The sequence below is a fragment of the Haladaptatus sp. AB618 genome (assembly GCF_024136965.1).
Taxonomy (GTDB): Archaea; Halobacteriota; Halobacteria; order Halobacteriales; family Haladaptataceae; genus Haladaptatus.
Genome location: NZ_JAMYJX010000001.1, coordinates 473,714 through 485,482 on the forward strand (window position 1 = coordinate 473,714; position 11,769 = coordinate 485,482).

The window sequence follows — 11,769 nt, forward strand, 5'->3', positions numbered from 1 at the left end:
TAGTAAACGTCGATTTCAGGTGAAATATAGGGTATCGCGTCCGATTTCCTCGATCCAGCGGTCGTTTTAGTTTCCGTTTCAGTTCCCGCCCTCGTTTCCATTCCCGTTGCTTCGTCCGTTTCCTTTTCCAACGCTGACAGACCCACTTCCGGTGCTGACCGTTCCGTTAGTGTTGACCGTGTGGTTCCCGCTGAGACTTCCATTCCCTGCGCCGATCTGCGTTCCCGTATCGGTCCCCTGCGTGGTGTTGTTCGAATCCCCTCCGGGGATCGAATCCTCCTCGTCGAAAGTGACGCCGTGCATCGATTTGGCGATCTCCCTTGCTTCGGGACCCCCTGCGGTTTTCGTCTGCTTGTCCAGTTTGTTCAACTTGTTCACCCGTGCTCCGACGGTGACGGCTCGGGGGTGTGTCGCCTTGATGGAGTGTTGGAGCGAACTGATTTCGCCGATCAGCCTGCTCATCTCGGATTGATATTTGAGTTGGCTGATACGGTCGTTTTTGTACTTCGTGACGAGCGTTTGCCTCCTATCTCGCAGGTCCGATAGCTGTTTTTGCATGTTGTCGACGCGATGTCGAACGAGCGCCTGCTGGGCGGATTTGTTTTTTGTTTGGTTGAACCTGGCCACCCAGAGACCGGTATCGACCGAGCCTTCGGCCTGGGACGTACTGACCTGCATGAACGACGAAATTTCGGCACCGAGCGTGCTGTTGTTCATTCGGACCGTACTGTTGTTCGCTTGTTGCTGCCGTTGGATGGAGGTGACATCTGCCGGAGTGTTCGGCGTCGGGGCCGCCGCCGCTGGGATGGTGACGGCACATCCACAAACGATGAGGACGGCTAACAGGATGGCACGAAGGGCGTTCATCTACCAGTGTAATACTCAGTCATCACTTAAAAAGGGGGTAATTCGTTCGTTCTGTTCACATCTCGTAACGAGGAATCGAGAGGAGGGAAGAACGTTTAAAAAGACATCTCAATCACTCTAACCGGTCCATAGCGTGTGAAGCGGCGAAGACGGACAGGAACGTAATTCCGACGGAGAGAATCGGTAGTACGATTCCGACTTTGTAGCGAAGCGGAGGGTGGTAACCGAACACGTAATCGAAAACGTTGTTCGCCATCATCAACACGAATGCCGCCACCAGCGCACCTCTCGTCGTCTTTCCGTAGTTCGGAATGAGATACGCCTCCGGGATGAACGCGAGGTGGGCGATGATGATGCCCCAGTAGTCGAGGATACCCGGGTCGGTCCACGGTGGGGCGTAGTAGTGCGAGAAGCCGAGGTTGAGCGCGGTGAAGGTCCAGAGGCCGAATTGGACGAGCCAGACGAACGCGATGGTGTTGAGATACGCGAGCGGCAGGTTCTGCGGGGAGTCCGAAAGACGCTTGCCGAGGTTCGGCAGGAGGGTGAAAAGCGACGCGGCGAACAGTGCAACTGCAGTCGGCGAATCGGCATACAACGGCCAGAGAAAGAGCGGAACGCCCGGCATCGTCTCCACGTAGAAGTTGACGCCGACGAGGACGAGCGCGAGGTTGAGAATGATAAGCACCACCAAACTCGGAGCGTTTTCGAGATAGTAGCGGGCATAGCGTTCGGGAACTGCCATATTCTACCCGCGTAGCGAGTTATTAAAAGAACTGCTATCACCGTTGCGTCCCCGAAACCCACGGAACGAAAACCCGAGTGATTGCCGTTCGACATAACGCTTCCGCATAACTCCTATATAACTATCCCTCCTTGTGTGTTATTGTCACTCATGTTCGAGTCGTTTTCCAGCGGATACTACCTCGGTCGGCTCTACGTCGAGCCATACGAGGGTGATCACGCCGTCATGTGTCGTGACGATCACGAATCCGTCAACAAAGCCCTGTACTCCTCCGGCGAAGGTATCGAGCGACTGGACTGGCCACTCGTGATGAAAATCGATCAGCAACACTTCTCCGTTCACGCGGAGGACGATATCCCGGACAATACGCTCGTGATTCCCGACGAGTTGCTCGACAACACCCGTATTCGCAACCCTCCCGAACTGAAGGAAGTCCTGTTGGCGAAGGCGGATCGTGTCGAACAGCTTATCGGATTCCAGCGTCGCCATCCCGGTTTCGGAAGCGGCGGCGCGGTCTGACGGGTCCTACTCGTCGGCTTTGTCGAGCACGCGCTCGATCGTCGAGACGACGTTGTCGATGACCGTCTCGGGCGAATTGGTCGCATCGACGCGAACGAACCGCCCCGGTTCGGCTTCCATCAGTCGTTCGTAGTTCGACTGTACCTGCGCGAGGAATCCGGCCTGTTCGAACTTGTTCGTCGCGCCGCTTCGCGCCGCGCCCGTCTCCGGGTCCACGTCGAGATAGATGGTACAGTCCGGCGGCCGCGTCCACGGTCGGTGCACGCCGATGATGTACTCCATCGGGCGAGTGACGGCCCCGTCCAGTGCGACCGCCTGGTAGGCGTACCGCGAATCGGAGTAGCGGTCGGAGATAACGAGTTTTCCCTCCTCCAGCGCGGGTCGAACGGTGTTCGCGAGGTGGGCCGCGTGGTCCGCCGTGTAGAGAAACAGTTCGGCGATCGAGTCGGCGTCGTCGTCCCCTATCGAGCGGTTGACCGCATCGCCGTACCACGTGTTCGTCGGCTCACGGGTGAACACCGCTTCGGGAAACTCCTCGTGAAGCACCTCCCAGACGGTCGTCTTTCCGCTCCCGTCCAGTCCCTCCAGCGTTAGCAACATATCCACCCCTTCGGGTCGCCGGGTAAAACGTTCGTGGATTTCGGGAGCAGGAGTTCGGAGTCGTGTCGGGTCTACTGGCGTGACTGTTTGGATTGCAGGAGTCTCTCTCACGTCATCGTGGGAGGAACAATCACTAACTCCGTGGCCCGCGCACGGGAACGTATGATGCGAACGGCGATTCAGTTGTACACGCTCCGTGAGATCGACGAACCCCTCCCGGAAATACTTGCGAGAGTCGGCGAGGTGGGATTCGACGGCGTGGAATTCGCAGGACTCGGCGACGCGGACCCGGCGGACGTGGCCGACGCGCTGGACGATGCCGGGTTGGAGGTCGCCGCCGCCCACGTTCCCATCGACGAGTTGGAGGACGACCCGGGGCGGGCGGCGCGCATCTATCACGAAATCGGCTGTGAGTGGGCGGTCGTGCCGTATCTCGACGCGTCGCATTTCGAGAGTGAGGAGGCGGCGACGCGGACGGCGCGGCGACTGGACGAACTCGCGGCGCGGATGGAGGGCCACAGCACGTCGCTCTGCTATCACAACCACGACCACGAGTTCGTGGACGTCGGTGGGAAGACCGGGTTCGAGGTCTTCCTCGACGAGTCCGAACTCGAAATCGAACTCGACCTCGGGTGGACCGTGGCGGCGGGACGGGACCCGGTCGCGCTCATCGACTCGCTCGGGGATCGTACCCCGTTGGTTCACGTCAAGGACACGCTCGACGGGGAACCCGTCGAACTCGGCGAGGGTGACGTCGATTTGTCCGCCTGCGTAAACGCGGCGCGGAACGCGGGGACCGATTGGCTCGTCTACGAACACGACGCGCCGAGCGACCCGCTGGCGTCGCTCGCTCACGGTGCGGAACATCTCCGGAAGTTGAACGAGTAGCGGGCCGATCATCAATCCGACCATCAATGGTGATGATTTTACACGCGAATTTGTGGTAGGATCGCAGGAGGGAACCCCCGTGACGACAGGTATTTGGGCGTTGGAGCGCCACACTGAGACGTATCCATGGCCACGCTCATGGACGGTACAATCACGCCCTCCCGGAGGGCAGTTCATCACTCATGGACGATACAGCGAAATACCTCATTCACGCAGACATTACCGCCGACGGGGTGGTAGAACGCAGTGATGTCGTCGGGGCGATTTTCGGGCAGACAGAGGGTTTGCTCGGAGACGACCTCGATCTACGCGACCTCCAACAGTCCTCGAAAGTCGGTCGAATCGACGTGCACGTCGAGAGCCAACACGGCCAGTCGTTCGGGACCATCACTATCGCCAGCAGCCTCGACAAGGTCGAGACGGCGATTTTAGCGGCGTCGCTCGAAACCATCGAGCGCGTCGGGCCGTGTCGCGCCAGCGTCAGCATTGCGAGCATCGAAGACGTGCGGGCGGCGAAACGACGCGAAGTCGTGGACCGTGCGAAAGACCTGCTGTCGTCGTCGTTCGACGACAGCGTCATGACGAGCCAGGAGATTCTGGACGAAGTCCGACAGAGCATCCGCGTCGAAGATATCACCGAATACGAAGGGTTCCCGGCCGGGCCGAACGTCGTCGACAGCGACGCCATCATCGTCGTCGAAGGTCGCTCCGACGTACTGACCTTGCTCCGTTACGGCGTGAAAAACGCCATCGCGGTGGAGGGAACGAACGTCCCGGACACCGTCGCCGACCTCACACAGGCGCGGACGACCACGGCCTTTCTCGACGCCGACCGCGGCGGCGACCTGATCTTGAAGGAACTCGATCAGGTCGGCGACATCGACTACGTCGCCGTCGCGCCGACGGGAAAATCCGTCGAGGATCTCTCGCGCGACGAAGTGATGGCGTCCCTTCGAGGGAAACGTCGGTTCGACCGCTTCGACGCGGACGATACGGTGATGGCCGCGACTGACGGAAGCACGCTTCCTGCACCCGAAATAGACGAATCTTCGACCGTTCGACCGCTGAAATCGTCCACCGAAACGAACGCCTCGGAAGCGGACACGACGTCCACGAGCGAACCGTCTACCGAGGAAACTGACACGATCGTCGAACCGACGGAAAGCGCTGAAACCGACGAAGACGCTGAAACGGACGGGACGGCCGAAACGCCTGACGGGTCGGAAACGGGCGAGACGGCAGACTCCGAGACGGTGGATTCCGAGATGGCCGACTCCGAAGCGACCGATTCGGCCGCGGCAGACGAACCGACGACGCTTCGCAGTCACGTCGGAGCGGTCATCGATGACGGGACGGCGACGGTTCGACTACTCGATGACGACTTCGGTATCCTGGCCGAAGCACCGGCCGACGAGACGTTCGCGGCCATCGAAGGGTCGGAGACGGTGCCACACGCCGTCGTGTTCGATGGCACGCTCAGCCAGCGGGTCCTCGACGTCGCCGCCCAGCGCGGCGTCGAGCAGATAGTCTCCCGCGACGAAGGCGAGTTCGTCAAAAAACCGACGACGGTCCGTATCATCACGGCCGATCAGTTCCACGAGGAGTAGCGTTCCCTTTTCACTGCAGTGGGTTCTCGAACAGCAACCCGTCTCCGCCGTCGGCGTAGTATCCCGATTCGCGCCCGACGAGTTCGAACCCCATCGATTCGTAGAGCGACCGGGCGGCTTCGTTTTTCTCGTGAACTGTGAGCGAGATGCGAGCACAACCGCGGTCACGGGCCGAATCGAGCGCGGTTTGGAGGAGCCGTCTCGCCCGACCTTCCCTGCGGTGTACCGGTTCCACGACGAGTTCGGCGATGTACGCATCAGTGCCGACGAGGGTGAGGATGTATCCGACTGGATCGTTGGCAGCAGTCGAGACGAAGACGGAGCCCGGTTCGGAAATCGTCGTTTCGAGGAGTTCCGGGGTCGGTTCGGAAAGCCACGACCGAACTTCCCGGAGTCGGGGAAGGTCGTCGGGCGTCGCCGGTCGGATCACGTCGCCAGGCCCACCGCCAACGCCAACCCGGCACCGATGAGTCCCCCGGCAAGCGTTGCGAGGAAGTTGACGCTCTGATTGCCGAGTCCCTCTCCCTCCACGGTCGCACCGAGGAGGCTATCCACCGTCATGCCGCCGATTCCGGCCAGCGCGATGACGCCGCCGCCGAGCGAACCGATGGAGCCGAAGAGGGAGACGGCGATGAGGGCGACGATACACGACCCGGTCGCTCCGGCCAGTTCGCCCTGCCACGTCACGCCGCCGTCGGTGCCGGGGTCGACCCGCCGCCACGTCGTGATGAGTCGGGGGTTGTCGAACACGCCGCCGATTTCGCTCGACAGGGTGTCGCTCATGGCGGCCGCGATACTTCCCGCGAACGCGTAGAGGAAGACGCTTTCCGCGACATGGAGTCGATCGCTGGCGGCGAACGCGAGCACCGCAATCAGCGCCACCGCGGCGTTGCCGAGAACGTTGCCACCGCCGCGAGCGCCTTCGTTGGCTTCCGCGACGCCGTTTTTGCGTTTCTGTTCGTATTTGAACTTCGTGGACAGGCCCCCTAGCGCGAAAAAGGAGATGAGGACGGCGAACCACGGGTAGCCCCCGAGGACGATGGTGAGCAACGCGAGGAGGATGCCGGTGAGCATGCCGGTGACGGACGCCGTGTCGAGCGCCCACGAGACGTAGCCGAAGCCGACCGTGATGGCGATGGCGAGGATGATGTCCCACTTCGTCACCGTCATCGTGAGGTCGGTGAACAGCCACAGCAGGACCGCGACCGAAAACATCACTACCGGGTCGTCCCGCTCGAAGAGAACCGAGCGGAGCAACCCCGCCAGTAGCGCGCCGCTCGCCGCGAGAAAGACGAGTTCCGGCAGTACCGGTCCGACCGGGTTCCCCTGAATACCTCGGACGATCATTTGCGCGAAAACAGCGGCGACGAAGCCGCCGGTGGTGAACCCGGCGGTCGCGGCGATGGTCGCGCTGCTCCGCGTTCGAACGACCTGTTCCGTGAGGTTCCCGTACGCGAGCAGACAGACCGCTGCGACGAAGACGCTCGTCGGCAACCCGACGAGCATGACGAGCATGGCGAGCGCGGCAGTTGCAAAGGAGAACGCGGCCAATCCGCGTAGGCGTCCCTCGTTCCGGTCGCTCGGCCGCGCGAAGAGGTCGAACAACGTCCCTTCGTCGAGGACGAGCGCGACTGCACCGATCGCGGCGAACAACGCCGCTACGGCCGCCACCAGCACCGACGCGGCGAGCGATAGCGTCGCAACCCCTGCGAACGCCGCCGCCCGCCGAATGCTCGAAGTCACGAGTTTCGTTTTCGCGGAGGGCCACTTAATATTCTCGAAGGAAGCGAACGGCGCGGGGCGTGACGTTTATGCGTCGATGGTGGTTACTCCGTTCCAGTGGGACTCTACGACCAGTACCTCATGGCCCGCGTTCGCCGTCAGAACGCCGACCCGCCGAGCGACATAGCCGTCGTCATCACGGAACGCGACTTGCTGGAACAAGGCGCGTACGAAACGCTCGAATCGTTCCTCCAGTGGGCGTTCGACTACGGCGCGGAACGCATCACGGTCTACGTGAGCGTGCTGGATTCCGGCGCAGTACCGACCCTTCAACGCGAACTCGAAAACGTCCGCGCACCGCGAGAAATCGCGGTTCGCGGACCCGAAGACCTCACCCCCGCCGACGCACCGATTCAGGTGAGCATCGGCCTCGGCGGCAAACACGAATTCGCGGAAGCGGTGCGTGCGGTCGCGGAGGACGTGGAGGCCGGGACGGTCTCGGCCGACGAGGTCGGCGAGGAGGAAATCGAATCCCGATTGGTGTTCCCGGCCGACCCCGACCTCGTCATCAAAACCGGCGCGGAACGCCTCTCCGACTTCATGATCTGGCAGTCGGTGTACTCCGAACTGTACTTCACCGACGTGAACTGGCGCGACTTCCGCAAGCGTGACTACCTGCGGGCGATTCTGGATTACAAGAACCGACAGCGGCGGTTCGGCCGGTAGGAACCCCGATTTTGCGAAGCGTTCCGACTCACATTCCGAGAACGGTTTTCGAACGACGATATCCGAAATCTTTTGTGTTCAATTTAACATAATCGCCTATGGACGACACACGAGCAAGACGACTCGCGCGGTATCTGTCGGTATTGTTGGTTCTGCTCGGCGCGGTCTTCGTCGGGTTCAGCGTCCTCACCGACGATAGTGTGGACATCGTTCTCGGCGTCGTCGTCGTCCTCTCCGGCGTCATTTCCCTTCGGTTCTTCCGGGTTGCCGACTCCGATATCGAGTTCGATCTCACCGAGTCCCCCTCGTTCGTCGTGAACGTCTTCCAGTTGGTACTGGTGCTCGTGGTCTTCGTGCTTCTCGCCTACTTGATAGACGATCTGGAGAACGTCGTCCGACTGCTCGACACCGGTGTTCCATCGTTGACGTTCGTCGCCGTCGTTGGAATCCTCATCGGCCTCGTGCTCGGCGGGGCCGTTCCCGTTCTCATGCAACGAATCGACGCTATCGGGAAGGAGATGAGCGATTCCCGTTCCGCTCGAACCGTTGGCTTCTCGTTCACGTTCGGGACGTTCGTTCTCTTACTCGTTCTGCAACCCGCCGCGAGCACGCTGTATGCCATCGCGTACACCGTGAGCCGAATCGGCGTTCTCGTCGGGGCGTACGCCCTGCCACGACTGTAACTTCCGATTCGTGTTCGTCCCGGTGTCGTGTTCGGATTCGTGAACGAATCGCTCCCACGGTAGGCACCGTGTGACTCCGCGGCGCATCACGCTTCGACTTCGAAGGGACCGATTACTCCCTGAAACGCGGTTGTAGACTTCCTCTACCCCCGCAACCGTAAAATAGCGCACCGCTGTGACTCCGACTGGGATGGGAACGCCGAGCGACAGGACTACGAGACGGTCGTACCTCCGAGCGGCCGGTGTCGCCCTCGCGGCGACGATTGCGGGATGTGACATGAACTCCGGGCGGAGCAAGGAGTCGGTCGTCGGTCCCTATCGTGACCGGTTCGAGGAAGTCGTCGATATCGGAACGCTGGGTGTGGACGACACGGGTACCGAACCCGTCGATGCGGCGGTCCGTCGGGCGCTACGGGACGGGCGGTTGCTATACTTCCCTCCCGGAACGTACCGGCTTTCGAACCTCGATTGCTCCCGCCACGAGAACTGTGGACTCGTGGGAAACGACGCCACGCTCCACATTCCGGCGGGGAACCAGGGTAACTGGCTGTACGGTGAACCGGTTCGGAATTTCGTGCTCGACGGGTTCACCTTCGACTACACGAAGCCCGACGCCTCCCCGGTCGTCGCGTTCTCGGTCGCCGGTTCCCGGAACGTCCTGCGAAACCTCCGGTTCGAGGGTGACCACGGAACGTCCTCCCGGAGCGGTCTCGAACTGGAGGTGCCCGAGCGGTCGGCGTCCCTGCTCGTCGAACGGGTTCACATGCGAGGTGGATCACGGGGCGGAAACGCGATTTTCACGCATACGGGAGAGGGATCGCTACGGTTCGTCGATTGTCAGGTCGAACACTGGACCGAAGGTCTCTACGCGTCCCCCCACTCCGGCCCGCTGCTCGTTCGGGGCGGGACGTACGCGAACAACGGCATCGACCAGATACGCATCGGCGGGGGAACGAGCGGTGCGCGCGTCGAAAGCGCGACCGTCCGAATCGATAACCCGCGGAATCCGGACGCGAAACCGAACATGCGCGGGATTTGGATGGAGGAGGGAACGAACGCGGAAATCGACAACTGTACCGTCGAGATTACCGACTTGAGTGGAACGTACAGCTCCGGCGGTATCGTCGTGGGAAAGCAGTTCGGCACCGCACGGATCACGAACACCACGATTCAGACCAACCACAGCGTCCCGGCCGTCAACGTGCGTTCTCCGGCTACCGAATACGACCCGACCACGATGCCGAGCATGCAAGCACTTCCATCGAACCACGACGTCACCTGTGAGAACCTCTCGATTTACGGCGCGGCCCCGGACGGAACCGCCATTCTGCTCACTGGACGGGACGGCTGTCGGTTTTCGGGGGTTTCCGTCCAACACCACTTCGGCAATCGGGACGGGATCACGATAGAGAACGGTCGACGGACGACAATTCACGACGCCCGTCTGCGGGTGAGCGGTACCCCCATCGTCACGTCCGGTCCGATGCCGACGACGAAAAACGTCGAGACGGGCGGAATCGGATCGCTCTCGAAGTTGGGTGACTCCCTGTTCGATACCCTGTAACGGAGTACGAATCGAAAAAACGGGTAGTCAGCAATCGTCCGTCTACTCGGTCGTTCGGCGCTCTTCCCCGCTCTCGATCTCCTCCATCGAAACGCTATCGGGAACGTATTCCTTGAATTTCCGCAGGATCGAGCGCGCTTCATCCAGTTCGACACCGCCGATGGCGCGCACGAGCGCGAGCGCGCGCTGAACCTTTGCCTGCCGAAACGACTGTTCGCGGGATTCGTACGTTCGGACCGCGCGCAGGAAGTCGATCTTCGAGAACTCGGGCCAGTACGGCGTACAGAAGAACACGGCGGCCTCGTTGCCGTTGGCGTGCCACGGGAGGAAGTTGCTGGTTCGCTCGTCCCCGCCGGTTCGGATGATGAGGTCCACGTCGCGGAGCGGCCGGGCGTAGAGTCTGGATTCGATGGTTTCGACGGAAATCTCGTCGGGGTCGAGGTCCCCAGATTCGACCTCGTGGGCCACGTCGCGGGCCGCGCTGAGGAGCTCGTTCCGGCCGCCGTACGCCAGCGCGATATTGAGGACGAAGTTGTCGTACTCCCCGGTTCGTTGCTCGGCGTAGTCGATGGCCTCCCTGACGCGGTCGGGGAGTTGTGGAACGTCACCGATTGCGCGGATGCAGACGCCGCTGTCGTGAACGCGTTCAGCATCGGCGAACTCGTACAGTTTGTCCTCAAGCAGGTCGAACAAGGCCTCGCGTTCGTGTTCGGGCCGCTCGAAGTTCTCGGTGGAGAACGTGTACAGCGTCAGTTCCTCGACGCCGATATCGTCACACCAGTCGAGGACGCGCTCGGTCGTCTTTGCCCCTTCTCGATGACCGTCCGACGCTTCGTCGCCCTGCTTGCTGGCGTAGCGTCTGTTGCCGTCCTGAATGACCGCGACGTGTGTCGGCGCACCGGAAACACTGCGTTGTAACTGTCGTTCGTACGCCGTTTCCAATTGTCGCCGAAGCCGCGTCAACATCGTCTTGTTCGTTTCCACTCACCCAACGGGTATCAGCCTTGTCCTCTGGTGGCCATGTGCATTGCTCACATATCGCATTGGTGGTTGCATAGATTTTTAAGTATGGGATTGCTTTGGTAGAACGCAATGGCGAAAGGTACGGTTGACTTCTTCAACGACACCGGTGGCTACGGCTTTATCGACACAGAGGACTCTGACGAAGACGTTTTCTTCCACATGGAAGACGTCGGTGGCCCTGACCTCGAAGAGGGGCAAGAAGTCGAATTCGACATCGAACAGGCTGACAAAGGACCGCGCGCGACGAACGTCCAGCGCCTGTAAACGGTATCAGTAGTAACTGATTCTCGCGGGAGTTGACGCTGCCGCGCGAAAACAACGATTTTTGAACCACGGTGACAACCGTAGGCCGTATAACCCGGGACGCGTATCCGTGAATATGGACAGTGCCATCGACGATGACCTGTATCAGCGGACACTGAAACTGCTCGAACCCGGAGAGATACAACTCAACGGGGCCATCGTTCACACCGATCTCGGTAGCGACGAGGACATCCAGATGCACCAAGCGTCGGTAGATATCGGTGACGTCATCGCGGAACACGCGGGTCACGACCCGCGCGACACCTACGTCTACTCCGGGACCGACGACACGAACTTCGCATCGAACCAGCACCAAGGGCTCACCCTCGACGGCGAGGAGTTCGTCTGGGAGTGTCAACAACTGCTTCGGAACGGCACGTTCGACATGGTGTTCTACTACGAGGCGAGCGCCGACCAGGAGGCGATTCTGGAGGGCATCCGCGACCTCGGCTTCGAGGTCACGGGTGTCGAAGGGTAGATATCCACGCCGAGTTAGAAGGCTTTACGTACGTTCCTTTCTAATCA

General features: G+C 61.0%; 14 protein-coding genes. 8 read left to right on the plus strand and 6 right to left on the minus strand.

The genetic code is table 11. The features are described from left to right. Positions 1-78: 78 nt before the first annotated feature. Together NKF26_RS02445 and NKF26_RS02450 are read right to left on the minus strand one after the other, a co-directional pair. Positions 79-867 (minus strand): hypothetical protein, encoded by a 789-nt coding sequence (locus tag NKF26_RS02445; protein WP_253225135.1) that lies wholly within the window; start codon positions 865-867, stop codon positions 79-81. Positions 868-979: 112 nt separating this feature from the next. Further along, positions 980-1,609, minus strand: coding sequence for a DUF1405 domain-containing protein (locus tag NKF26_RS02450; protein WP_253225136.1), 630 nt, complete (start codon positions 1,607-1,609; stop codon positions 980-982). 150 nt (positions 1,610-1,759) lie between these two features. On the opposite strand from NKF26_RS02450, the gene NKF26_RS02455 reads away from it, so the two are divergent. Further along, entirely contained in the window at positions 1,760-2,128 is a 369-nt protein-coding gene (locus tag NKF26_RS02455; protein ID WP_253225137.1) for a DUF5802 family protein, read from the plus strand. A gap of 6 nt (positions 2,129-2,134) precedes the next feature. Here NKF26_RS02455 and tmk read toward each other — a convergent pair whose 3' ends face one another. Further along, complete coding sequence (tmk, locus tag NKF26_RS02460; RefSeq protein ID WP_253225138.1) at positions 2,135-2,728, minus strand: dTMP kinase; 594 nt, start codon at positions 2,726-2,728, stop codon at positions 2,135-2,137. A 162-nt stretch (positions 2,729-2,890) separates the two neighbouring features. On the opposite strand from tmk, the gene NKF26_RS02465 reads away from it, so the two are divergent. Together NKF26_RS02465 and dnaG are read left to right on the plus strand one after the other, a co-directional pair. Beyond that, the gene (locus NKF26_RS02465) at positions 2,891-3,616 is read left to right on the plus strand and encodes a sugar phosphate isomerase/epimerase (RefSeq protein WP_253225139.1); all 726 of its coding nucleotides are present in this window, start codon (positions 2,891-2,893) and stop codon (positions 3,614-3,616) included. Positions 3,617-3,798: 182 nt separating this feature from the next. Then, entirely contained in the window at positions 3,799-5,223 is a 1,425-nt protein-coding gene (gene dnaG, locus NKF26_RS02470; RefSeq protein ID WP_253225140.1) for a DNA primase DnaG, read from the plus strand. Between the two features lie 10 nt (positions 5,224-5,233). Here the strand turns inward: dnaG and NKF26_RS02475 are convergent, their stop codons facing one another. Then, positions 5,234-5,653: a GNAT family N-acetyltransferase gene (locus NKF26_RS02475; protein ID WP_253225141.1), complete on the minus strand. Its 420-nt coding sequence runs from the start codon at positions 5,651-5,653 to the stop codon at positions 5,234-5,236. Beyond that, positions 5,650-6,966: a DUF92 domain-containing protein gene (locus NKF26_RS02480; RefSeq protein ID WP_253225142.1), complete on the minus strand. Its 1,317-nt coding sequence runs from the start codon at positions 6,964-6,966 to the stop codon at positions 5,650-5,652. Before NKF26_RS02480 ends, NKF26_RS02475 begins: the two co-directional genes overlap by 4 nt. 96 nt (positions 6,967-7,062) lie before the next feature. Between NKF26_RS02480 and NKF26_RS02485 the strand changes: the two genes are divergently transcribed. The 3 genes from NKF26_RS02485 (at position 7,063) to NKF26_RS02495 (ending at position 9,918) form a co-directional block, all read left to right on the plus strand. Then, entirely contained in the window at positions 7,063-7,671 is a 609-nt protein-coding gene (locus tag NKF26_RS02485; RefSeq protein ID WP_253225143.1) for an undecaprenyl diphosphate synthase family protein, read from the plus strand. Positions 7,672-7,769: 98 nt separating this feature from the next. Next, positions 7,770-8,354 carry a hypothetical protein gene (locus tag NKF26_RS02490; RefSeq protein ID WP_253225144.1) on the plus strand — a complete coding sequence of 195 codons (585 nt, stop codon included), beginning with the start codon at positions 7,770-7,772 and terminating at the stop codon, positions 8,352-8,354. A gap of 175 nt (positions 8,355-8,529) precedes the next feature. Then, positions 8,530-9,918, plus strand: coding sequence for a hypothetical protein (locus NKF26_RS02495; RefSeq protein WP_253225145.1), 1,389 nt, complete (start codon positions 8,530-8,532; stop codon positions 9,916-9,918). A gap of 42 nt (positions 9,919-9,960) precedes the next feature. On the opposite strand, the gene uppS is transcribed toward NKF26_RS02495, so the two are convergent. Next, the gene (gene uppS / locus NKF26_RS02500; protein ID WP_253225146.1) at positions 9,961-10,884 is read right to left on the minus strand and encodes a polyprenyl diphosphate synthase; all 924 of its coding nucleotides are present in this window, start codon (positions 10,882-10,884) and stop codon (positions 9,961-9,963) included. 126 nt (positions 10,885-11,010) lie between these two features. On the opposite strand from uppS, the gene NKF26_RS02505 reads away from it, so the two are divergent. Together NKF26_RS02505 and NKF26_RS02510 are read left to right on the plus strand one after the other, a co-directional pair. After that, a complete protein-coding gene (locus NKF26_RS02505; RefSeq protein ID WP_007976778.1) occupies positions 11,011-11,205 on the plus strand; it encodes a cold-shock protein in 195 nt (64 codons plus the stop codon). Positions 11,206-11,320: 115 nt separating this feature from the next. Further along, positions 11,321-11,722, plus strand: coding sequence for a DUF5778 family protein (locus tag NKF26_RS02510; RefSeq protein WP_253225584.1), 402 nt, complete (start codon positions 11,321-11,323; stop codon positions 11,720-11,722). The last annotated feature ends 47 nt before the right edge of the window (positions 11,723-11,769 follow it).